19 protein-coding genes are annotated in these 23,014 nt (G+C 74.7%); 9 read left to right on the plus strand and 10 right to left on the minus strand.

The genetic code is table 11. The features are described from left to right. The first annotated feature begins 4 nt into the window (after nucleotides 1-4). Nucleotides 5-1,054 (plus strand): stage II sporulation protein M, encoded by a 1,050-nt coding sequence (locus SM577_RS15700; protein ID WP_474587192.1) that lies wholly within the window; start codon nucleotides 5-7, stop codon nucleotides 1,052-1,054. A gap of 52 nt (nucleotides 1,055-1,106) precedes the next feature. On the opposite strand, the gene SM577_RS15705 is transcribed toward SM577_RS15700, so the two are convergent. Genes SM577_RS15705 through SM577_RS15725 form a run of 5 tightly spaced genes read right to left on the minus strand, consistent with a single transcriptional unit; the run spans nucleotide 1,107 to nucleotide 6,274 of the window. Beyond that, entirely contained in the window at nucleotides 1,107-2,417 is a 1,311-nt protein-coding gene (locus SM577_RS15705; RefSeq protein WP_474587193.1) for a DUF58 domain-containing protein, read from the minus strand. Next, nucleotides 2,414-3,373 (minus strand): AAA family ATPase, encoded by a 960-nt coding sequence (locus tag SM577_RS15710; RefSeq protein WP_474587254.1) that lies wholly within the window; start codon nucleotides 3,371-3,373, stop codon nucleotides 2,414-2,416. Before SM577_RS15710 ends, SM577_RS15705 begins: the two co-directional genes overlap by 4 nt. A 29-nt stretch (nucleotides 3,374-3,402) precedes the next feature. Beyond that, on the minus strand, nucleotides 3,403-4,854 hold the full coding sequence (locus SM577_RS15715; protein ID WP_474587194.1) for a DUF4350 domain-containing protein: 1,452 nt from the start codon (nucleotides 4,852-4,854) through the stop codon (nucleotides 3,403-3,405). Next, entirely contained in the window at nucleotides 4,851-5,435 is a 585-nt protein-coding gene (locus tag SM577_RS15720) for a DUF4129 domain-containing protein (RefSeq protein WP_474587195.1), read from the minus strand. Before SM577_RS15720 ends, SM577_RS15715 begins: the two co-directional genes overlap by 4 nt. Beyond that, nucleotides 5,432-6,274: a hypothetical protein gene (locus SM577_RS15725; RefSeq protein WP_302918094.1), complete on the minus strand. Its 843-nt coding sequence runs from the start codon at nucleotides 6,272-6,274 to the stop codon at nucleotides 5,432-5,434. Before SM577_RS15725 ends, SM577_RS15720 begins: the two co-directional genes overlap by 4 nt. A 198-nt stretch (nucleotides 6,275-6,472) precedes the next feature. On the opposite strand from SM577_RS15725, the gene mtrA reads away from it, so the two are divergent. From mtrA to hpf, 5 genes are all read left to right on the plus strand, one after another. Next, nucleotides 6,473-7,162 carry an MtrAB system response regulator MtrA gene (gene mtrA, locus SM577_RS15730; protein WP_088995875.1) on the plus strand — a complete coding sequence of 230 codons (690 nt, stop codon included), beginning with the start codon at nucleotides 6,473-6,475 and terminating at the stop codon, nucleotides 7,160-7,162. A gap of 12 nt (nucleotides 7,163-7,174) precedes the next feature. Beyond that, nucleotides 7,175-8,941 (plus strand): MtrAB system histidine kinase MtrB, encoded by a 1,767-nt coding sequence (gene mtrB, locus SM577_RS15735; RefSeq protein ID WP_302918093.1) that lies wholly within the window; start codon nucleotides 7,175-7,177, stop codon nucleotides 8,939-8,941. Then, nucleotides 8,938-10,737, plus strand: a complete 1,800-nt coding sequence (locus SM577_RS15740; RefSeq protein WP_474587196.1) for an LpqB family beta-propeller domain-containing protein — start codon at nucleotides 8,938-8,940, stop codon at nucleotides 10,735-10,737. Before mtrB ends, SM577_RS15740 begins: the two co-directional genes overlap by 4 nt. Before the next feature lie 5 nt (nucleotides 10,738-10,742). Beyond that, on the plus strand, nucleotides 10,743-11,447 hold the full coding sequence (locus SM577_RS15745; RefSeq protein ID WP_474587197.1) for a ComF family protein: 705 nt from the start codon (nucleotides 10,743-10,745) through the stop codon (nucleotides 11,445-11,447). Between the two features lie 247 nt (nucleotides 11,448-11,694). Continuing rightward, nucleotides 11,695-12,342, plus strand: coding sequence for a ribosome hibernation-promoting factor, HPF/YfiA family (gene hpf / locus SM577_RS15750; protein WP_302918090.1), 648 nt, complete (start codon nucleotides 11,695-11,697; stop codon nucleotides 12,340-12,342). A gap of 199 nt (nucleotides 12,343-12,541) precedes the next feature. On the opposite strand, the gene SM577_RS15755 is transcribed toward hpf, so the two are convergent. Continuing rightward, the gene (locus tag SM577_RS15755) at nucleotides 12,542-13,651 is read right to left on the minus strand and encodes a GNAT family N-acetyltransferase (RefSeq protein ID WP_474587198.1); all 1,110 of its coding nucleotides are present in this window, start codon (nucleotides 13,649-13,651) and stop codon (nucleotides 12,542-12,544) included. Then, nucleotides 13,648-14,805 carry a GNAT family N-acetyltransferase gene (locus SM577_RS15760; protein ID WP_474582178.1) on the minus strand — a complete coding sequence of 386 codons (1,158 nt, stop codon included), beginning with the start codon at nucleotides 14,803-14,805 and terminating at the stop codon, nucleotides 13,648-13,650. The genes SM577_RS15755 and SM577_RS15760 overlap by 4 nt, the downstream gene beginning before the upstream one ends. 168 nt (nucleotides 14,806-14,973) lie before the next feature. On the opposite strand from SM577_RS15760, the gene secA reads away from it, so the two are divergent. Then, on the plus strand, nucleotides 14,974-17,895 hold the full coding sequence (secA, locus tag SM577_RS15765; RefSeq protein WP_302918087.1) for a preprotein translocase subunit SecA: 2,922 nt from the start codon (nucleotides 14,974-14,976) through the stop codon (nucleotides 17,893-17,895). A gap of 305 nt (nucleotides 17,896-18,200) precedes the next feature. Here secA and SM577_RS15770 read toward each other — a convergent pair whose 3' ends face one another. Beyond that, nucleotides 18,201-18,803 (minus strand): Rv3235 family protein, encoded by a 603-nt coding sequence (locus tag SM577_RS15770; protein WP_474587199.1) that lies wholly within the window; start codon nucleotides 18,801-18,803, stop codon nucleotides 18,201-18,203. A 104-nt stretch (nucleotides 18,804-18,907) separates the two neighbouring features. Beyond that, a complete protein-coding gene (locus SM577_RS15775; RefSeq protein WP_474582176.1) occupies nucleotides 18,908-19,135 on the minus strand; it encodes a helix-turn-helix transcriptional regulator in 228 nt (75 codons plus the stop codon). 214 nt (nucleotides 19,136-19,349) lie between these two features. On the opposite strand from SM577_RS15775, the gene SM577_RS15780 reads away from it, so the two are divergent. Then, the gene (locus SM577_RS15780) at nucleotides 19,350-19,859 is read left to right on the plus strand and encodes a DUF6912 family protein (protein ID WP_302918084.1); all 510 of its coding nucleotides are present in this window, start codon (nucleotides 19,350-19,352) and stop codon (nucleotides 19,857-19,859) included. Nucleotides 19,860-19,871: 12 nt separating this feature from the next. On the opposite strand, the gene SM577_RS15785 is transcribed toward SM577_RS15780, so the two are convergent. Further along, nucleotides 19,872-21,011: a hypothetical protein gene (locus tag SM577_RS15785; RefSeq protein WP_474587200.1), complete on the minus strand. Its 1,140-nt coding sequence runs from the start codon at nucleotides 21,009-21,011 to the stop codon at nucleotides 19,872-19,874. Between the two features lie 352 nt (nucleotides 21,012-21,363). Between SM577_RS15785 and pruA the strand changes: the two genes are divergently transcribed. Beyond that, entirely contained in the window at nucleotides 21,364-22,992 is a 1,629-nt protein-coding gene (pruA, locus tag SM577_RS15790; protein WP_474582174.1) for an L-glutamate gamma-semialdehyde dehydrogenase, read from the plus strand. Nucleotides 22,993-23,014 lie beyond the last annotated feature (22 nt).

Below are 23,014 nucleotides of genomic sequence, written 5' to 3' on the forward strand. Positions count from 1 at the left end.
CACTATGATCCGCGAACGGGGGTGGACGGTGGATCTCGACGCGTACGTCGCGGAGCACGGCGGGGAGTGGCGTCGGCTCGAGGCGCTGACCGACCGGCGGCGGTTGGACGCCGCCGAGATCGACGAGTTGGTAGTGCTCTACCAGCGGGCCGCCACCCAGCTCTCGGTGCTGCGCAGCCGCTCGCCCGACCCGGCGCTGGTCGGCCAGCTCTCCCAGGTGGTGCTCCGGGCCCGGGCCCGGCTCACCGGACGACCCCGGCCGTCCTGGGCGGCGGTGGGTCGCTTCCTGGTGGCCGGCTTCCCCGGCGCGGTCTACCGGGCCTGGCCGTGGTGGTGCGGTGTGGCGACCGGGTTCACCCTGCTCAGCTTCTTCCTGATCTGGTTCGTGGCCGGAAATCCCGACACCGCGGCGGCGTTCATCGGCGAGGAGGCGGCCGCCGAACTGGCCGACTCCGGCTTCGCCGACTACTACACCGAGTACTCCGCGCCCACCTTCGCCGTCCAGCTCTGGACGCACAACGCCTGGGTGGCCGCCCGCTGCCTGGCCGCCGGGGTGCTCATCGTCCCGGTGCTCTACCTGTTGTGGCAGAACGCGCTGAACATCGGCGTGACCGGCGGGGTGATGGTCTCCCACGGCCGGGCCGACGTCTTCTTCGGCCTGATCACCCCGCACGGGCTGCTGGAGCTGACCGGGGTCTTCGTGGCCGCCGGCGTCGGGCTGCGGACCGGCTGGGCGTGGATCTCGCCACCGGCCGGGCTGACCCGGGGGCAGGCGGTGGCCCGGGCCGGGCGCCAGGCCATCCTGGTCGCCGTCGGGCTGGTCGGGCTCTTCGCGGTCTCCGCCGTCATCGAGGCGTTCATCACCCCCGCGCCCGTGCCGATCCCCTTCCGCATCGCCGCCGGCGCCGCCATCTGGCTCGCCTTCCTCGCCTACATCCTCACCCTCGGCCCCCGCGCCACCCCCACCCCCACCCCCACCCCCGCCCCCACCCCCGCCCCCACCCCCGTTGATCATGAGGTTAGCGGCGTTCTCGATCTCCAGAACCGCCGCTAACCTCATGATCAACCAGCCGTACCGCAGGGCGGGGTGGGGTGGGGTGGGGTGGTCAGAGTTGGGCTTGGGATTTTAGGCGGAGGTAGGTGTCGGCGAGGGTGGGGGCCAGGCGGCCGGCGGGGGCGTCGACGACCAGGACGCCGTGCCGGGCCAGGGCGGCGCGGATGCGGTCCCGCTCGGCCAGCGCCCGCCAGCCGGCCGCCGCCGCGTAGGCGTCCCGGGGCTGCGCCGGTACGGCCGTGGTGAGCGCGGTCAGCACCGGGTCGTGGGTCGCCGCGATCAGCACCCGGTGCCGGGCGGCCAGCCGGGGCAGGACCGGCAGCAGGCCCGCGCTCAGCGCACCGGCCTCCAGCGCGGTGAAGAGCACCACCAGGCTGCGCTGCCGCTGCCGCCGCAACAGCTCGCCGGCGATCAGGTCGAAGTCCGTCTCCACCAGGGCCGGTTGCAGCGGGGCCAGCGCGTGCACCAGCCGGGGCAGCAGGGCCGGCCGCCCGGTCCCGGTCACCGTGGCCCGTACGGCGGTGTCGGCGGCGAGCAGGTCGACCCGGTCGCCGGCACGCGCGGCGAGGGCGGTGAGCAGCAGCGCCGCGTCGATCGCGGTGTCCAGCCGGGGCTCGTCGCCGACCCGGATCGCCGAGGTGCGGCCGGTGTCCAGCACGCAGACCAGCCGGCGGTCCCGCTCCGGCCGCCAGGTGCGCACCAGCACGTCGGCCCGGCGGGCGCTGGCCCGCCAGTCGATCGAGCGCACGTCGTCACCGACCACGTACTCGCGCAGGGTGTCGAACTCGGTGCCCTGGCCGCGTCCCCGGGTGACCTGGGTGCCGTCGATCACCCGGAGCCGGGACAGCTTCTCCGGCAGGTGCCGGCGCGAGTCGAAGCGGGGCAGCACGCGCAGCGTCCACGGCGGCGTGGCCGGGCGCTCCGAGCGCTGGCGGAATCCGAGCCCGAGCGGGCCGAGGGAGCGGACGGTCAGCGCCACCGCCGGCCGGTCACCGCGGCGGGTGGGGGTGAGCCGGCTGGGCAGCGCGGCGGACCGGCCGGGCTCGACCCGGACCAGCCGGGTCGGCGGGACGTCCGGACGGGCGCCGGCCGACGGCACCCAGGCGTCGCGGACCTGGGCGCGCAGCGTACGGGCGGAGGGGTTGCCCAGGTGCAGCACGACGGTGGCGGTGCCGCCGAGCCGGACCGTGCGGTCCCCGTCCCGGGTGGCGGTCAGCGCGCTCGGCGGCACCGCCAGCGCCCGGTCCAGCACCACCAGGAGCAGCACCGCCCCGGTCATCACCAGCACCCCGGCGAGCGGCGACGGCCAGGCCGGCAGGGTCAGCGCACCGGCCGCCAGCAGGAGCGCCGCCCGCCAGGTCATCGCGGGGTCGGCACGGTGGCGAGCACCGTGTCCAGCACCGCGTCCACGCTGACGCCCTCCAGTTCGACCTCCGGTCGCAACCGCAGCCGGTGCCGCAGGGTGGGCCGGGCGACCGCCTTGACGTCGTCCGGCACGACGTGGTCCCGGCCGGCCAGCCAGGCCCACGCCTTGGCCGTGCCGAGCAGCGCGGTCGCGCCCCGGGGCGAGGCGCCCAGCTCCAGCGCCGGGGTGGCCCGGGTGGCCCGGCACAGGTCGACCAGGTAGCCGAGGAGCGGCTCCGCCACGTGCACCCGGCCCACCGCGGCCCGCGCCGCGGCAAGGTCGGCCGCCCCGGCCACCGGTCGTACGCCGGCCGCCGCCAGGTCGCGGGGGTCGAAGCCGGCGTGGTGCGCGCGCAGCACGCCCAGCTCCTCCTCCCGGCTGGGCAGCGGCACGGTGAGCTTGAGCAGGAACCGGTCCAACTGCGCCTCCGGCAGCGGATAGGTGCCCTCGTACTCGATCGGGTTCTGGGTGGCGGCGACGATGAACGGCTCGGGCAGCGGCCGCCGGTCGCCCTCCACCGAGACCTGCCGCTCCTCCATCACCTCCAGCAGCGCCGACTGGGTCTTCGGCGGCGTCCGGTTGATCTCGTCGGCGAGCAGCAGGTTGGTGAAGACCGGCCCCTCCCGGAAGGTGAACGCGGCGGTGTGCGGGTCGAAGATCAGCGACCCGGTGACGTCGCCGGGCATCAGGTCGGGGGTGAACTGCACCCGCTTCGAGGTCAGGTGCAGCGCGGTGGCCACGGTGCGGATGAGCAGCGTCTTGGCCACCCCGGGCACGCCCTCCAGCAGTACGTGGCCGCGGCAGAGCAGGGCGATCACCAGGCCGGTGACGACCGCGTCCTGCCCGACGACCGCCTTGGCCACCTCGGTGCGCAGCCGGTGCAGGGCGGCTCGGGCGGCGTCCGGGTCGGCGATCTGCGGCTCGGCGGTTCCGGCGGGTCGGGTCACCGCGGTTCTCCTTCGGTTCGGTCGGGCAGTGGCACGTCGGGGGAGGCCGGCGGTGCCACCGTACGGGTCACCCCGTCCAGCGCGCGCGCCAGCTCCAGCAGGTCCTGGTCGGTCTCCGGCTCGCCGCCGTACAGCAGCTCCTCGGTCGCGGCCGGCTCGGCGCCGGTGCGGGCGGCGACCGCGCCGGCGACCCGGTCCGGCGCCGCGTCCGCCGGCAGGTTGAGCCGGGGGAGCAGCCGGGTCAGGGCGGCCTCCCGCAGCGTCCGGGCGGCCGCCTCGCGCGCCCCGGCCCGCTGGTAGAGCCGGGCCCGGCCGAGGACCGTCTCGGCGGAGCGGACGGTCACCGGCAGCGGCTCCGCCGCCGGCGGGCCGAGCCGGCGGGCCCGCCAGAGCGCCAGGAACAGCACCGCCAGCGCGAGCTGGGCCAGCAACGCCCAGAACCAGGGCGGGAAGGCGGCCCAGAGCGGGTTCGGCGGGTCGTCCCGGTCGGCGGCCTCGCCGTCGCCGTCACCGGAGCCGGACTGGTCGCCCCCGCCCGGGCCGCCGGGCTGGCCGGGTTCTCCGGGGCCGCCCCGGCCGTCGCCGGTGCCCGTGCCGTCGCCGCTGCCGTCACCGGTCCCGGTGCCCGGACCGTCCTCGGTGGCCGGCGTCCGGGACGGGCGGCCGGTGCCGGTGGCCGGCGGCGGCTCCGGCTCGGCCAGGTCCAGCCAGACCACCCGGCCGGTCACCCCGAGCAGGCCGGTGGCGAAGGCGAGGTTGTCCCACTCGGCGATCCGGTCGTTGCGGAACGGGTCGCTGGCACCGACCGCCACCTGCTCGACCGCCCCGGACACGCGGGCCAGCGCGCCGGCGAAGCAGAACTGGACCTGCTCCGGCCGGTAGGAGCCGGCGGTGTAGCGCTGCAGGCCGACGGCCGCGCTGCCGACCCCGCCCAGCTCGGGCAGCTGGCAGGGCAGCCCGCCGGCCGCCGGGCTGAGCGCCTGCGCCGCCCAGCGGCGCTCGCCGGGCAGCAGCGGCAACCCGGCGGACACCAGCACCGGGCGGGCCGGGTCGACCAGGACCAGCCGGGTCCGGGCCGGAAGCCGGTCCAGGGCCCGGACGGTCTCCCGGCGCAGCAGCGCCGGCGCGGGGACGAAGAGCGTGGCCGGCGCGGACCGGACGGCCGCCAGTGCCGCCGCCGTGGTGGTCTCCCGCTGCACGGTGACCCCGCGCTCGCGCAGGGCGGCGGCGAGGCGGCTGCCCCCGTGGTCCCCGGTGGCCACCGGGGAGAGGAAGCCGGCGTCCGGATCGGGCTGGTCGACGGCATGGGTGACCAGGGTGGTGGTGAGCAGCAGCGCGGCCAGCCCGAGCGGGATCACGATCCGGTGCCACCGCCGGCCCCGCCCGCCGCGCCCCTTGGCGGTGGTGGTGGCCCCGGTCCGCGCGCCGGCTGTCGTCGTCGCGGTCACGGCCGGTCCTCCCGCTCGGCCGGCCCGGCCAGCACCCGGTGCAGCTCGCCGGCGTGCTCCCGCATCCGGCGGTCGTGCTCGGCGGTGGCGGGGCGCTCGGCGTACCAGAGTTCGGAGAAGATCGCGCCGGCCGCGCGCAGCGGCGGGCCGACCGGCGGGTGGTGCTCGCTCGCCGTGGCGATCACCTCGGTGACGGTCATCCCGGAGCGCAGTCGCACCATCCGGCGGGTCACCAGCTCGCGGAGCATGGCCCGCAACCGCTCGCGGACCGCCTCGGCGTAGCGGCCCTCGGTGGCCAGCCGGTCGGCCAGGGACAGGTGGACGGCCGCCGCCGGCTCCTCGGCCGGCTCCCGGGCGGCGGGCACGACCGGCGCGGCGGTCGCCGGGCCCGGCCGGGCCCGGCGTCTCCGCCGGCACAGCCGGGGCAGCCGGGGCAGCCGGCGGGGCACCCAGGCCGGGTAGGTGTACCACGCGACGGCGACCAGCACCGCCGCGAGCACCAGCAGCAGCGCGGCCAGCGGCAGCGGTACCCGGTCACCGAGGGACGCCGTGGTCTCGGTCCACCACCGGCTGAAGCTCATCGCCCGGCCGCCAGCAGCGCGGCGTCCGGCGTGCCGGCCGGAGCGCGGGCGAGCAGGATGTCCAGCCCCTCGGTGCGGATCCGGGTCTCCAGGTGGACCGCCGCGTCCAGACAGGCGATCGCCGGATACGCCACGCTGTTCACGCCCGCCCAGACGAGCAGGGACACCGGGATCTGCCACGCCTCGGGCAGCAGGTCGAGCCCGTCCAGCCCGTAGTAGACGCCCACCCCGAGGCCGACCCGGACGAGCCACCAGGCGAGGTAGCCGAGCAACCGGACGGCGCCGGCCCGGCCCCCGGCGCGGACCGCGAGCGCGGCCGAGCGCAGCGGGGCGCGCAGCGGGTGCACCCGGTCCACGACCAGCGCCGGGGTCACCGCGCCGAGCAGGGCGAAACCGATGATCCAGGTGGGCCCGAGCAGGGCGGCGGTGGTCATCACCGCACCCACCACCGGCACCAGCAGCAGGGTCGCCCCCCACCGTGCCCCGGCGGGGCGGAGCAGGTCCCGGGCGCCGGCGCGCCGGCCGAGCAGCGCCGCCCCGGCGGCCCGTGCCGCCGGGTTGCCGAGCAGCGCGATGATCATCGACTCGGTGGCCGCGCCGATGACCAGCAGCAGCCAGTACCAGCCGAACCGGCCGAACTCGACGAACCAGACGGGCGGTTCCGTGCCGGCCGCCAGGCGTACCGGCAGGAGCAGCAGCTGCTCGCCCGCGGCCAGCACCGCGGCGAGCGGGACCAGCACCCGGGCGTGGTCGCGCAGCAGCAGGACCGCCGAGTCGAGCAGCTCACCGACGGTGAGCGGGCGACGCGGGAGCACGGCGGTCGGGCCGGCGTCGGGCACGCGTACTCCTGGTGGACGAACGGTGGTGGCGCGTGACGGCGCACGCGGGGATCATGGTGTCACGCGCGGTCCGCCGAGGTGGACCCCGCTCGCCGGGCGGTGTCCGGGGGCCGGTTGCTGGGCGACGGCGTCCCGCGGCAGTACCGTGCCGGGTGACGTGGATCCCACCGAACTGAACGGGGATGGAAAATTAATCCCATGAGAGCCCGGGTACTGGTGGTCGACGACGACCCAGCGCTCGCCGAGATGCTCGGCATCGTCCTGCGCAGCGAGGGCTTCCTGCCCTCGTTCGTGGCCGACGGGGAGCGGGCCTTGGCCGCCTTCCGCGACAATCGGCCCGACATCGTGCTGCTCGACCTGATGCTGCCCGGTATGAGTGGTATCGACGTGGCCCGGTCGATCCGCGCCGAATCGGGCGTTCCGATCGTCATGCTGACCGCCAAGAGCGACACCGTCGACGTGGTCCTCGGCCTCGAGTCCGGTGCCGACGACTACGTGGTCAAGCCGTTCAAGCCCAAGGAACTGGTCGCCCGGATGCGGGCCCGGCTGCGCCGCGGCGAGGACGCCGCCCCGGAGATGCTGACCATCGGGCCGCCCGGCAACCAGATCACCATCGACGTCCCGGCGCACACGGTGAGCCGTAACGGCGAGGAGGTGAAGCTCACCCCGCTGGAGTTCGACCTGCTGGTCGCGCTGGCCCGCAAGCCGCGCCAGGTGTTCACCCGCGAGGTGCTGCTGGAGCAGGTCTGGGGCTACCGGCACGCGGCGGACACCCGGCTGGTCAACGTGCACGTGCAGCGGCTGCGCGCCAAGATCGAGCCGGATCCCGAGCGGCCGGAAATCATCCTCACGGTTCGCGGCGTGGGCTACAAGGCGGGGACCGGATAGCCTGGTCGCACTGTGGTCACCTCCCCGGTCCAGGACTCCCCGTCACCAGCTCCCCGCCGCCGCGGCGCCGCGTGGGAGCTGTGGCGCGGGCTCGCCGCCCGCGGTGCCCGGCTGCTCGCCGGCCTGCACCAGACCTGGCGGCGCTCGTTGCAGCTGCGGGTGGTGACCATCACCCTGGTGGCCTCCAGCCTGCTGGTGGGCGGGTTCGCGTACGTGATCGCCAACAAGATCACCGACATCCTGCTGGAGAACGCGGTCACCGACACCCGGCTGCGGCTGACCAGCGGGGCGGACTACACCGCCAAGCAGGTCTCGCTCTTCAGCCAGCCGCAGGAGGCCCAGCTCCAGGACACCATCGAGGGCACCGTCAACTACCTGGCCGGCGGTGACCCGCAGCAGACCAGCGGCGTGGTGGTGGCGATCACCGCCGACGACCACCCCGGCATCCTGCAGACCCGCAGCTCGCCCGCGATCGACGTCCGGCCGCTGATCAGCCGGGAGCTGCGGGCCGCGGTCGCCGACGGCAACGTGGCCAAGCAGATCCGCACCGGCCGGCTCACCGGCGAGCGCACGAAGTACCTGGTGTACGGCTCCCCGGTGCCGACCGAGTTCGGCCAGATCGAGATCTACTACTTCGTACCGCTGGCCCGGCAGGACGCCGCCGCGGCCGACGCCCGGACCACCGTGGCGGCCACCGGTGTCGCCCTGGTGCTGCTGCTCGGCCTGCTGGCCGCGCTGGTCACCCGGCTGGTGGTGACCCCGGTACGGGTGGCCGCCCGGACGGCGCAGCGGCTCTCCGCCGGGCTGCTCGACCAGCGGATGGCGGTCAACGGCGAGGACGACCTGGCACTGCTCGCCGCCTCCTTCAACCAGATGGCCACCAACCTGCAACGGCAGATCCTCCGCCTGGAGGAGATGTCCCGGTTGCAGCGCCGCTTCACCTCGGACGTGTCGCACGAGCTGCGGACGCCGTTGACCACGGTCCGGATGGCGGCCGACCTGATCTTCGCCGAGCGCGACGAGTTCGACCCGGCGGTCGCCCGCAGCGCCGAACTGCTCCAGGCCGAGCTGGACCGGTTCGAGGAACTGCTCACCGACCTGCTGGAGATCAGCCGCTTCGACGCCGGCTTCGCCATGCTCGACGCCGAGCCGACCGACCTGGTGCCGGTGGTGCACCGGGTCGCCGACCGGCTGGCCGGGCTGGCGGAGCGGGTCGGGGTGGCCATCGAGCTGGACGTGCCGACCGCCCCGGTGATCGCCGAGGTGGATCCGCGCCGGGTCGAGCGGGTGCTGCGCAACCTGGTCGGCAACGCGGTCGAGCACGGCGAGGGCAAGCCGGTGCTGATCACCCTGGGCGCGGACGAGACAGCGGTGGCGATCACCGTCCGCGACCGCGGGGTGGGGCTCAAGCCGGGCGAGGAGAAGCTGGTCTTCAACCGGTTCTGGCGGGCCGACCCGTCCCGTGCCCGGCAGACCGGTGGCACCGGGCTCGGGTTGTCGATCAGCCTGGAGGACGCCCGCCTGCACGGCGGCTGGCTGGAGGCGTGGGGGGCGCCGGGGCAGGGTGCCCAGTTCCGGCTCACCCTGCCGGCCCGCGCCGGCGACCGGCTCACCACCTCCCCGCTGCGCCTGGTGCCGGCCGACGCGGCGCTGCCGTTCGGCGGCCCGCGCGACGGTGGGCTGCTGGCCATCGGGCCGGGCGCCGGTGGCGCGCTGGCCGTCACGCCGGCGCCCGCCGGTGACGGGACGGCCGGGGAGCGGGCGGAGGCGCGGTCGTGAGGCGCCCGCTGCTGACCGGCGTCGCGGGCGTCGCACTGCTCGCCCTCGGGCTGACCGGCTGCGGCATCCCGGCCAGCACCGATGTCGAGGTGGAGCGCCGGGTCTCCACGGCCGGGGCCGGGTCCGTCAGCGGCGGCAGCCTCCAGCCGCCGGCCCGGACGGCCGCCGGGAGCAACGCCCAGACGTTCGTCAACAACTTCCTGGCCGCCGCCGCCGGCGAGCCGGACCGCGCCTACGACCGGGTCAAGGATTTCATCGACCCGCGGCACCACGACCGGCTCCAGGAGAAGCAGGGCAGCGAGGTCGCCCTCACCGTGGTACGGCTGACCGACGACCCGGTGATCACGCCCGACGTCGACAGCACGAAGGTGACCATCAACGTGCAGCAGGTCGGCCTGCTGCGGGCGAACGGCACCCTGCTGCCCCCGGTGGCCACCGAGCGCAGCTACGAGTTCAAGCTGGTCAGCGCGGCCGTCCCCGGCCAGGGCGACGTCGAGCAGGCCGGCCTGTACGTGCAGGACCCGCCGAACGCGCTGCTGCTCAGCGACGTGGCGCTGGCCCAGTACTACAAGGAGTCCTCGGTCTACTTCTGGAGTTCCGACCGCGCCCGGCTGGTGCCCGACCTGCGCTACCTGCCCGAGGCGGTGCCGGAGGAGCGGCAGGTCACCGAGGTGGTCCGCTGGCTGATCGGCGGCCCGTCCGACTGGCTGCGCACGGCGGTCGTCCCGCTCCCCGACCGCACCGAGCTGATCAACAACGCCACCGGCAGCGCCGACCGGTGGGAGGTCAACCTGGCGCTGCCCGCCAACGACGAGGAGCGGCTGGACCAGTTCGCGACCCAACTCGCCTGGTCGCTGCCCAACCTCGACGGGCAGGTGGAACTGAAGGTGCAGAACCAGTCCCGCCGGGTGGTCGACCTGGCCGGCCAGCGGCGGGCCAACCCGGTCTACGAGCTGGCGCAGAACCCGCACCGGTTCTGCGTCTACGACGGCGCCGTGCACCCGCTCGCCGTGGTGGGGGAGCCCGGAACGGTGCCGCTGGCCGAGGGCGACAACCGCAACGTGGTGTCGGCCAACTTCGACCGGATCAACGACCGGACGCTGGCCGCGCTGGTGGTCACCGGGCCGGACAAGCGGCAGCGGCTGGCCGTCGGCAGCGGCGCCGCCCCGCTGGCCGGCCTGCGCAAGGGGCCCGTACACACGACGGTGGGCCGGCCGGTCTGGCTGCGTACCCTCGACCCGCTGCAGCCGCGCGGGCTGGTGGTGGCCGACGGGAGCCTCTACCTCTTCGACCGCGACGCGCGGATGAGCAGGGTGCAGCTCAACGGCGTGACCGGGGCGGTCACCGCCGTGGCGGCGTCGCTGGACGGCCAGCGGATCGCGCTCATCGTCGGCGGCGGGCTCTACGTGGCCGCCGTGGACATGGACGGCGACAGCGTCACCGTCGGGCCGGCGCGGCGGGTGTTCACCTCGCTGACCGCGCTCTCGGCGGTCGACTGGGCCGGCGAGGACCGGCTGGTGGTGGGCGGTTCGACCGACCGCCCGGCGGTCTACGACGTCAGCGTCGACGGCGCCCGGCAGACCGCGCTGCAGGAGAACGTGGGCGCCCGGGTGACCCACCTGGTGGCGTACCCGGTCAACCCGGTGGCACCGCAGCCCAGCGCGGTGATGTACGAGGCCAACGGGGTCTCCTACAGCGGGTCGACGCGGATCCAGTCGGACCAGGTGCTCGACGTCAACCCGGACCCGACCGGGGACCGCTCCGGCAACCCGACCGCCCCCTTCTTCCTCTACTGATCCCGGTGCGGGACGTCGGCGCGCTCTGGGCGGACCTCGCCGACCTGGTGCTGCCCGCCGACTGCGCGGGCTGCCGGGAACGCCGGCCCGGCCTGCGGCACGGCGTGTGCCCGGCGTGCGCCGGGCTGTTGCAGGCGCTGCGGCCCCGTCCGGCGCGACCCACACCCGCCCCGCCCGGCCTGCCGCCCTGCGTCGCCCTCGGCCCGTACGCCGGGCCGCTGCGGGAGACGCTGCTGGCCTACAAGGAACACGGCCGGCACGGCCTGGCCCGGCCACTGGGCGGACTGCTCGCCGAGGTGGTGGCGACCGCGCTCGGCGGGCCGCGCCCGGTGACCCTGGTGCCGGTGCCGGACACGGCGGCGGCGGCCCGGGCCCGCTACGGCGACCACCTCGGCCGGCTGGCCCGGCACTGCGCGTACCGGCTGCGGCGGGCCGGCTGGCCGGTGCGGGTCTCGCGCCCGCTGCGCGCCCTGCCCCGCCCGGACTCGGTGACGCTGGACAGCGCGGGCCGGGCCGCGGCGGCCGAGTCGGCGTTCCGGTCGCGCGGCCGGGTGCCGCCGGCGCCGCCGGGGACCGCCGTGGTGGTGCTGGACGACATCGTCACCACCGGCGCCACGATCGCCGCCGTCAGCCGCGCGCTGGTTGCGACCGGACTGTCACCCACGGTGGCCGCGGTGCTCGCGGCGACCGAGAAACGGCAACAGTCGTAACCGTTCGTGTTTCCGTTTCACCCGATGGTGTACGAGCTGTGAAAATTCCTGAGCCGTCTCGGCAACCAGGGGTGACTGTGCCTGGAACAGGAGTTAGCGTTTTGCTGTCGGGGGTAGGAGGTCTTTCCCACCCGCCCCCGGCGGTGAAAGGAGGCGTAGCCGTATCGACCGGTCGACGCCGAGTGGGACCTCCCCGGGGCGTGCGACCGGATGCCGGATCGAACGACCATCCGAGCAAGGAGGTCACGTGGACATCGTGGTCAAGGGCCGGAACGTCGAAGTTCCCGACCATTACCGGGTGCACGTCGCGGAGAAACTCGCGAAGATCGAACGCTACGATCACAAACTCATTCGGGTCGATGTGGAGCTGTTCCACGAGCGCAACCCGCGCCAGGCGGACCACTGCCAGCGAGTGGAGATAACCTGCGTGTCCCGTGGCCCGGTGATCCGGGCCGAGGCGTGCACGAACGACTTCTACAGCGCGCTCGACGCGGCGATCGCCAAGCTCGACACCCGGTTGCGCCGAGCGGCCGACCGCCGTCGGGTCCACCGGGGTCGGCACGCGCCGCTCTCCGTGGCCGCCGCCACCGCCGGCCTGCCCGTGGCGGATCTCGACGCCCCGCCGCTGTCCGCCCCGGTGAACGGCGCCAGCGCGGCCACCGCCACCGCGGTCGCCGAACGGGTCGACACCGAGGACGAGTACGACGACCAGCCCTGGCACATCGCGCGGGAGAAGGTGCACCCCGCCGAGCCGATGACCGTCGACGACGCGCTGTTCCAGATGGAACTCGTCGGCCACGACTTCTACCTGTTCCAGGACAAGGAGTCCGGCCGGCCGAGCGTCGTCTACCGCCGGCACGCCTACGACTACGGGATCATCTCGCTGGCGATCTGAGCAGTCGAGCGCCGTCGTGGTGGGGGCCCCCCCCCGCCCCCACCCCCCGCCGCGCGGCCGGGGCGCACCCCGCGGCGGTGCGCGGGCGGCGGGGGGGGGCCCCCCCCCCCCCCCCCCCCCCCCCGGCCGCGCGGCCGTTCCGCACCGCACGACGGTCCGCGGTCGCCGGCGGCGGCACCGCCCCCGCCGACCGCGCGGGTCAGCGCAGCTCCTCCGGCAGCAGGCCGAAGACCAGGTCGTCGATCCGCGTTCCGGCCAGGCCGGGCAGCCGCCCGCGCAGCAGCCCCTCGCGGCGGAACCCGACCTTCTCCAGCACCCGGTGCGAGGCGATGTTGTCGGGCATGGTGCCGGCGGTCAGCCGGGCGATGCCGGCCGGACCGAACGCCCAGCCGGCGAGCAGCCGGACGGCCCGGGTGGCGAGGCCGCGACCCCGCGCGGCCGGCAGCAGCGCGTAGCCGAGGCTCGCCTCACCCGCCGGCAGGTCGGTGTACGACAATCCGCAGCTGCCCAGCGGTTCGCCGGTGGTCGCGTCGACGATCAGCAGCCGCGCGATGACGCCGGTGAGCCAGGCGCTCTCCGAGAGTCGGCAACGCCGCTCGATCGCGTCCCGGGTGGGCGGCACGGGTGGTGCCTGGTTCGCCACCACCTCGGGCAGCGTGTGCAGCCGGAACATCAGGTCCGCGTCGTCCGGGGCGAGCCGGCGCAGGGTCACCGCGCCGTCGGTGAGCCGGCCGTCGGCCAGGTCGGGCAGCGGGCGCGGGGCCGGTCCGGGCGGGTCGCCGGCGAGGCGTACCCAGGCGAGCAGGTCGTGCCGACCGCCGTCACGGTTCGGGCTGGCGGCGCGGCGTACGCCCTCGTAGCGGAAGCCGGCGGCGAGCGCGACCCGCTGGCTGGCGGTGTTCTCCTCGTGGGTGAACAGTTCCAGCCGGGCGGTCCCGGTGGCGAACGCGTACTCCGCCAGCGCCCGGGTCGCCGCGCTGGCCACGCCCCGCCCGCGCGCCCACGGCGCCACCCAGTAGCCGATCTCGGCCTGGCTCCGGTAGGGCACCGGGTGGCTCAGCCCGACCGCGCCGAGCAGCCGGTCGGTGTCCGGGTCGGCCACCACGTAGGCGGCCCCGCCGCTGGCCCAGGCCGCGGGCGCCCCCTCGGTGACCCACCAGCGGGCGTCCGCCTCGGTGTACGGCGACGGCAGGCCGGAGATGAAGCGCTGGGTCAACGGGTCGGCGCAGGCGGCGGCGGTGTCGGCGACGTCGTCCGCCCGGTTCTCCCGCAACCGCACCCCGTACGCCTCGATGACCTTCGGCGTCACGTCAGGTCCTCGGCGAGCAGCCCGGCGACCCAGACGTCCAGCCGCTGGCCGCGGTGGTTGACCCCGCCCCGGGCGGTGCCCTCGACGGTGAAGCCGGCCTTCTCGGCGACCCGGCGGGAGGCGGTGTTGCCCACGTCGGCCCGCCACTCGACGCGGGCCAGGCCGAGCGTGGCGAAGCCCCAGGCGCAGAGCGCGGCGAGCGCGGCCGGCTGGTAGCCCCGGCCCCGGGCGTGCGGGGCGGTCATGAAGCCGACGTCGGCCACCAGCGGGTCGGCCGGGGAGACGCGCAGGTCGATCGAGCCGGCGTACCGGTCATCGGCGTCGGCGATCGCGTACGTCGCCCCGGTGCCTCCCGCCCAGCCCGCCTCCGCGACGTCCCGGCGGAACCCCTCGGCGTGCTCGCGCTGGTACGGGTCGGGCACCGTGGTCCAGCGGACCGTCTCCGGGTCTCGGCAGGTGGCCACGATGGCGTCCAGGTCGCGTTCCTCCACCGGGCGCAGCCGTAGCTCGGTGGCGCCGGCGGTGGCGAAGAGGACCGGCTGCGGGCGGCCGAAGACGGCGGCCCGCCGGGCCTCCAGGGTGCCGGGGCCGGCGGGACCGGTGCTGCCGGGGGCCGGCACCTCGCCGGGCAGCAGCGAGCCGATCCAGCCCTGGTTGCCGCCCTCCGGGGTCGGGTCCGCCAGCCGCAGCCGCCCCTCGATCCGGAACCCGGTGCGGAGCGCCACCAGCCGGGACGCGTGGTTGCCGACCTCGGCCTGCCAGATCAGCCGGCGCAGCTCGAGGCTGTCGAAGGCCCAGCGGGCGACCGCCCGGGCGGCCCGGACGGTGACCCCGCGCCCGCGGGCCCAGGGGGCGACCCAGTAACCGATCTCGCCGGAGCGCAGGACGGGGTCGATGGAGACCAGCCCGCACGACCCCAGCAGCTCACCGGTGACCGCGTCGCAGACCGCGAACGGCGCACCCCGGCCGGCCGCCCAGTCGCCCGGCGCCACCTCGGTGACGAACGCGCTGGCGTGTTCGGGCCGGTACGGGCGAGGTACGGTGGTCCAGCGCTGGATGTCCGGATCCTGGCACGCCCGGTGCACGGCGTCGGCGTCGGTGGCCTGCCACGGGCGCAGCAACAGGCCGTCCTCGGTGATCTCCACGGGGTCCACCGGGCCATCGTGCCGGATCGTTCGCGGACGGCGTAACGGATAATCCCGGCGCTGGCGGATCGGCTGCGCGTTATGTCGTTTTCGCCGGGCCGGACCGCCGCCACCAGTGACCATCGCCCCGATGGAGCGCCTACGATGGTTCGAGACTGTCTAGGGGAGCGTTGATCCGTGTCGATTCTGGAAAAGGTCCTCCGCGCGGGCGAGGGCCGTATGGTGCGCCGGCTCAAGGCCATCGCCGCCGCCGTCAACTCGATCGAGGACGACTACGTCAACCTCACCGACGAGGAACTGCGCGACATGACCGTGCAGTTCAAGGAGCGGCTGGCCGACGGCGAGACCCTCGACGACCTGCTGCCCGAGGCCTTCGCGGTGTGCCGGGAGGCGGCCGCCCGGGTGCTCGGCCAGCGCCCGTACGACGTCCAGGTGATGGGCGGCGCGGCGCTGCACTTCGGCAACATCGCCGAGATGAAGACCGGTGAGGGCAAGACCCTGACCTCGGTCATGCCGGTCTACCTCAACGCGCTCTCCGGCAAGGGCGTGCACGTGGTCACGGTCAACGACTACCTGGCCCAGCGCGACGCCGCCTGGATGGGCCGGGTGCACGAGTTCCTCGGCCTCACCGTCGGCGTGGTGCTGCCCAACCGGCCGGCCAGCGAGCACCGGGCCGCGTACGAGTGCGACATCACCTACGGCACCAACAACGAGTTCGGCTTCGACTACCTGCGCGACAACATGGCCTGGTCCCGGGAGGAACTGGTCCAGCGCGGGCACAACTTCGCCGTGGTCGACGAGGTCGACTCGATCCTGATCGACGAGGCCCGGACCCCGCTGATCATCTCCGGCCCGGCCGAGCACTCCGCCCGCTGGTACGGCGAGTTCGCCGCGGTGGTGGCCCGGCTCCAGCCCGGCAAGGACGGCGAGGGCGACTACGAGGTCGACTACGCCAAGCGGACCATCGCGGTCACCGAGCGCGGCGTGGCCAAGGTCGAGGACCGGCTCGGCATCGACAACCTGTACGAGTCGGTGAACACCCCGCTGGTCGGCTACCTGAACAACGCGATCAAGGCCAAGGAGCTCTACAAGCGCGACAAGGACTACATCGTCAGCGACGGCGAGGTCCTCATCGTCGACGAGTTCACCGGCCGCATCCTGCACGGCCGCCGCTACAACGAGGGCATGCACCAGGCGATCGAGGCCAAGGAGGGGGTGGAGATCAAGCAGGAGAACCAGACCCTGGCCACCATCACCCTCCAGAACTACTTCCGCCTCTACGAGAAGCTCTCCGGCATGACCGGTACCGCCCAGACCGAGGCGGGCGAGTTCAACAAGGTCTACAAGGTCGGCGTGGTGACCATCCCGACCCACCGGCCGATGATCCGGCAGGACCGCCCGGACGTCATCTACAAGACCGAGAAGGCCAAGTTCAACGCCGTGGTGGAGGACATCGCCGAGCGGCACGAGGCCGGGCAGCCGGTGCTGGTGGGCACCGTCTCGGTGGAGAACTCCGAGATCCTCTCCCAGCTGCTGCGCCGCCGGGGCATCCCGCACTCGGTGCTGAACGCCAAGTTCCACGCCCGGGAGGCCGAGATCGTCGCCCAGGCCGGGCGCAAGGGCGCGGTCACGGTGGCCACCAACATGGCCGGCCGGGGCACCGACATCCTGCTCGGCGGCAACCCCGAGTTCCTCGCCGCGAGCGAGCTGCGCCAGCGCGGCCTCGACCCGATCGAGCACGAGGAGGAGTACGCCAAGGCGATGGAGGAGGTCCTGCCCAAGTGGAAGCAGGCCTGCGACGCCGAGGCGGAGGAGGTGGCCGCCGCCGGCGGCCTCTACGTGCTGGGCACCGAGCGGCACGAGTCCCGGCGGATCGACAACCAGCTGCGCGGTCGTTCCGGCCGGCAGGGTGACCCGGGCGAGTCCCGGTTCTACCTGTCCCTGCAGGACGAGCTGATGAAGCGGTTCCGCTCCGGCGCGGTCGAGGCGGTCATGGACCGCTTCAACATCCCGGAGGACGTGCCCATCGAGTCGAAGATGGTCACCCGGCAGATCAAGAACGCGCAGGCCCAGATCGAGGGCCAGAACGCCGAGATCCGCAAGAACGTCCTGAAGTACGACGAGGTGCTGAACAAGCAGCGCACGGTGATCTACGCCGAGCGTCTCCGGGTGCTCAACGGCGAGGACCTCTCCGACCAGGTCCGCAACATGATCGACGACGTCGTCGAGGCGTACGTGCAGGGGGCCACCGCCGAGGGCTACGGCGAGGACTGGGACCTCGAGCAGCTCTGGTCCAGCCTCAAGCAGCTCTACCCGGTCGGCGTCACGATCGAGGAGCTGGAGGAGGAGGCCGGCGGTTCCCGGGCCGGCATGGACGCCGATTTCCTGATGTCCCGCCTCAAGGAGGACGCGCACGCCGCGTACGACCGGCGGGAGGAGCAGCTCGGCGAGGAGGCGGTACGCCAGCTGGAGCGGATGGTGCTGCTCCAGGTGATCGACCGCAAGTGGCGTGAGCACCTCTACGAGATGGACTACCTGCAGGAGGGCATCAACCTGCGGGCGTACGCCCAGCGCGACCCGGTGATCGAGTACCAGCGCGAGGGCTTCGACATGTTCGCCACCATGATGGACGGCATCAAGGAGGAGACGGTCGGCTTCCTGTTCAACCTGGAGGTCCAGGTCGCCGAGCCGGAGCCGGAGGCCGAAGAGGTCAAGCTGCTCGACAAGCCGGTGGAGATCCGGGCCAAGGGCCTGAACCGGGCGCCCCAGCAGCAGGGCCTGCAGTACTCCGCGCCGACCATCGACGGCGAGGCCGGCCGCGGCTCGGTGGCCGTCGAGCAGGCCGACGAGCAGGCGCCGGCGCTGGGCATCGGGCGTGGCGCGAAGGCCGCCCCGGCCGGGCCGGGCACCACCGCGCCGAGCGCCCCGCAGCGTCCGACGAGCGGGCTGCGCGGCCCGGCCGTGGCGTCGAACTCGGCCCGGCGGGCCGCCCCGGGGCAGGCGGAGGCGAGCAACGGCCCGTCCCGCAACGCGCCCTGCCCGTGCGGTTCCGGCCGCAAGTACAAGCGCTGCCACGGTGCCCCCAACGGCGGCGCCTGATCCGACAGTCGCCCCGACGGGCCCCGGCCGACCTGGCCGGGGCCCGTCGGCGTTCCCGGGTCCATCCGCACCCGGCCGGCCGTGCGGAGAGCTGGAGACCCGGGACGTCCACCGACCGAGCCAGGTGGACGCCCCGGGCGGTCCAGCGGCCGCCGAGCCGGCGGGACCGACGACCGGTTACGGCGACACCGGGTGACCCACGCGGCGTGCGGCATCTGGTGGTCTTCCATCGCGGGGAAGCCCCGGCGTGCCGCATCCGGAGCGGATCAACAGGTGGCCGCCCGCGGCCGGGGTGGGGGCCCGGGTCAGAGAACCTGGAGGGCGGTGCAGAGCCAGGCGCCGCGGCGGTGTTCCAGGCGCAGCGCCATTGCCCAGGTGTGGCCGTTGCCGCCGGCCAGCACCGCGGCCACCTCGACGGCGGCGGCCCGGGGTTCGCAGACCCGCAGCCGGCGCAGCCGCACCGCGGGCCGGGTGGACCGGCGGCGTACCGGGCCCGTCCGCGTGCCGGCCCGGGCCAGCTCGGGCAGCAGCTCGGCGGCCCGGCCCGGATCGAGCAGCGGCCGGAGTTGGCCGGGTGGGCGGTAGCCGTTGAGCACTTCGAGGCAGGTACCGACGAACCGGTGGGCGGCCCGGGTCGCCTCCGGGGTGGCGGTCACCAGGGCGCCGGGGGGCAGCGGGCCGGGGGCGTGCCGACCGGGGCGGGCGGGGGTCGGCCCGGCCCGCAGTCGCCGGTCCGGCGGGCGGCCGGGCTCGCGGCGGGCCGCCTCGAACAGGTCGAGGGCGAGCTGGCCCGGCCCGGGCGACGGCCAGTGGCTGCCGTCCTCGTCGGCGTAGGGCGGCTCGAAGGAGGGCGCGGGCCGCAGCCGCACCGGCGGTCGCGACGGGCCGGGTCGGCGGGAGTCCGTCATCGCGCTACCCCCTTGTTATTGCGTTTGCCTTCGTTTGCCTCCGAACGAGTCTCATTGTTGGGCATGGCGAGGCCTGTGGTCAATGGCTCCGCGCACTGGTCGGGTCACTCATGGTCGCGGTCGGCGAGCGGGTTGCTGCGTACCCACTCGGCGGTCTCCGCGTACTTGCGCTGGATGTACTCCTCCAGTTGGGCGCGCTCCACGCGCCACTGGCCGCGCCCACCGATCTTGATCGCCGGCAGTTCGCCGCTGCGCACCATGTGGTAGACCTGCGAATCCGACACGTTCAGCTCGGCGGCCACGTCGGAGAGGAGCAGGAACCTCGGCTCCACGGAAACTCCCGGGGTTGGCGTCGTTTGGCTCAGTTTGCCATCGCCCGCCCGCGCCGCCCAGCGTCCGACCGGCCGCCCGGGCGACGTCCGGGCGGGACACACCGGGGCGGAACTTCCACCAGCGCGGTGCGGGGTGTATGACGGTCACGGCGTACGGCATGATCGGCGCCCGGGCCGGTGGACGCCGGCGGAGGATCTCAGCAGGGAGACACCGGTGACCGACGACCTTGTCCGGGTGTACGTGCCGGCGACCGTCCCGATCCTGGCCCGGCTGCGCGAGCAGGGGCTCAGCGCGGAGCGGGCGCACGCGGTGACCCCGGCCCTGCGGGAGTGGTACGCCGAGGGCGACGAGGAGGAGCTGGAGTACGTCGCCTTCACCCGTGCCGCCCAGGACGCGTTGCAGCTGCTCCGGGCCGACCCGGACGCGCCCCGCCGCCGGGTGGTGGTCTCGGCCGACCTGCCGGCCGCCGCGGTCGGGCGGGGCGACGGCGAGCTGGGGTCGAGCGCGGTCGAGCTGACCCGGCCGGTGCCGATCGACGCCGTCGCGGCGATCCACGTGGACGGGTCGGAGGCGACCGAGGACGTGGCCGCCGCCGCGGAGGTGGTCGCCGAGGCGCTCGCCGGTGACCCGGACGCGCAGTTCACCGTCGACGGCGCCGAGGACCACGAGCTGGAGTGGTACGACGTCACCGAGCTGGAGTTGTTGCTGCGTACCGCCGGCTGACGGCGGGCGGAGTCAGCGCTCGGTGACCTCCACCGGCTCGTCGTCGCCGGCGGCCGGGCCGAGCGTGCGGCCGAACGCGATCAGCGCGGTCAGCGCGCCCACGAAGAGCACCCAGATGCCGTTGTCCACCCGCGAGGTGCCCAGCGACGTCTGGGCCACCGCGTCCGCCTCGCTCAGCGCGGCGGCCAGGTCGAGCAGGGAGCGCCCGCCGACCCGGATGATCACCTCGGCGACGAGCAGCAGCAGGCCCGGGCCGGCCCCGGCCGCCAGGTACGCCGGCCAGCGCAGCGCCGGGGCGTCCGGGTCCCGCCGGGCGGCCCGGCGGCGCGCCCAGGCCAGGTAGCCGAAGGCGAGCAGGCCGGCGACCACCCCGGCGAGCAGCGACTCGGTACGCGACACCCACTTGGCCGCGTTCACCAGGGACTCCTGGGTGTCCCCGGCCCCGAAGAGGTCGAACAGCGGGTCGCGGGCCCGGCTGAACGCCACCACGAAGACCAGCGTGCCGAGCGCGGCGGCCACCACCGCGCCGACGGTCGGGGCGCTGCGCGCGCCGGCGGCGGCCCCGCCGATGATCGCCGCGGCGGCGCTGGTGCCGGCGATCACGTTGGTGGTCGCGTTGTCGGCGTAGGTCAGGTTGATCGCGAACGCGGTGGCCAGCCCGATCAACAGGCCGGCGCCGATCGCCGCGAGGAAGCGCAGGGTGGCCCGGTCGCCGACCCGGTGACCGAGCAGGTCGACGCCGAAGAGGGCGAAGGCGGCCCCGGCGACCAGCGCGGCGGAGATCACCCCGGGCAGCGCGAACGCGGAGAGGCTGATCGCGGTGACCCCGGCCGCCGCCGAGGTGATCGCCTCACGGGTCGACCAGAGCATGGCGGCCAGCCAGCCCAGGGCGAGCAGCGCGAGCAGCGCCGCCCCCGGCACGGGCGCCGGCCCGCGCACCGCGGCGGGCTCGTCGTCGGTGGCCGCGTCCCGGTCGGCGTCGGCCGTGTCGGGGTCGCCGGCCTCGCCCGCCCGGTCCGCTCCGGTCGCCCGCTGGACGGCGGCGGCGGTCGCGCCGGTCGTGGAGGCGCCGGATCCAGCAGCCGTGGTGGGGTCGTCGGCCACCGGCTGGTCCGACTCCGCGGCCGCGGAGCCGCCGGGCTGCTTGGTCATCGTCTCCCCTTCGAGGCGGGCCGGCATCCGGGCGGTCGGCCGGGCCGGGGCAGGCAGGTCACCGGCACCCCAGCGTACGCGCTCACCCACCCCACCCGTCCCGCCGCCGTCCCCCGGCCGCCGCGGTGATCGATGGGTCGGGGTCGGGACCGGCGCGCATCCCGAGCCCCCACCCCGCGAGCAACGGGCAGGGGTCCGGGGGAGGGTGGTGGGGAGGGGGTCGCGTGGGAAGATTGGGCTCGGTCCCGCCGCCGCGACCGGCTACCGCCGCGCGGCGTTCCGGCGCAGGTCACCCGGCCGCGCGCCAGCGGGTCCGGTTTCGCCACCGCTGTCGAGATCGCCAGGAGCCTTGATGGACGCCGTGTTCTCCGTACCCGAGCCCCGCAACGAGCCGGTACGCAACTACGAGCCGGGCAGCGCCGACCGGGAACGGCTCCAACGGCGGCTGGCCGAGCTGGCGGCCGAGCGCATCGACCTGCCGATGACCATCGCCGGCGAGCAGCGGATGGCGGGCGGCGAGTCGATCGACGTGGTCCAGCCGCACAAGCACGCGCACGTGCTGGGGGTCACCGCGCACGCCACCCACGACGACGCGCGCGCGGCGGTCAAGGCCGCCAAGGACGCCGCCCCGATGTGGCGGGCGTTGCCGTTCGAGGAGCGCGCGGCGATCTTCCTGCGCGCCGCCGAGCTGCTGGCCGGCCCCTGGCGGGACACCCTGAACGCGGCCACCATGCTGGGCCAGTCCAAGACCGCCATCCAGGCCGAGATCGACTCGGCTTGCGAGTTCATCGACTTCCTCCGGTTCAACGTGCACTTCGCGCGCCGGCTCCTCGCCGAGCAGCCGCTCTCCTCGCCGGGCACCTGGAACCGGTTCGACCACCGGCCGCTGGAGGGGTTCGTCTACGCGATCACCCCGTTCAACTTCACGGCGATCGCCGGCAACCTGCCCTCGGCGCCGGCCCTGCTCGGCAACACGGTGGTCTGGAAGCCGGGCCCGACCCAGCAGTTCGCCGCGCACTTCACCATGCGGCTGTTCGAGGCGGCCGGCCTGCCGCCCGGTGTGATCAACATGGTCACCGGGCGGGGCGAGGAGGTCTCCGACGTGGTGCTGGCCGACCCCGACCTGGCCGGCATCCACTTCACCGGCTCCACCAAGGTCTTCCAGCACCTGTGGAAGACCGTCGGCGACAACATCTCCCGCTACCGGGGCTACCCCCGGCTGGTCGGCGAGACCGGCGGCAAGGACTTCGTCGTCGCGCACTCCAGCGCCGACGTGGACGCCCTGCACACCGCCCTGATCCGGGGCGCCTACGAGTACCAGGGCCAGAAGTGCTCGGCGGCGTCGCGGGCGTACGTGCCGCGGTCGATCTGGGAGGGTGGGCTGCGCGACCGGCTGGCCGCCACCGCCGACGCCCTCACCTACGGTGACGTCACCGACTTCAGCAACTTCGGTGGCGCGGTGATCGACGCCAAGGCGTTCGACCGGCACACCGCCGCGCTGGAGCTGATCAGCGGGGACGACACCTGCCGGATCATCGCCGGCGGCACCGCCGACGACTCGGTCGGCTACTTCGTCCGGCCCACCCTGTTCGAGTGCACCGACCCGGCCCACGAGACCTTCACCACCGAGTACTTCGGCCCGATCCTCGGCGTGCACGTCTTCGACGACGCCCGGTTCGACGAGGTGGTCGCGCAGGCCGAGTCGATCGCCCCGTACGCGCTGACCGGCTCGATCTTCGCGACCGACCGCCAGGTGGTCGACGCGGTGGCGGAGAAGATGCGGTACGCGGCGGGCAACTTCTACATCAACGACAAGCCGACCGGGGCCGTGGTCGGGCAGCAGCCGTTCGGCGGCGCCCGGGCCAGCGGCACCAACGACAAGGCCGGCTCCTGGCACAACCTGGTGCGCTGGATGTCGCCGCGGACGATCAAGGAGACCTTCGTCCCGCCGACCGACCACACGTACCCCCACATGGGCTGAACCGGCGGCAGCCCGCCGGCGG

Source organism: Micromonospora desertarenae, from assembly GCF_056150265.1.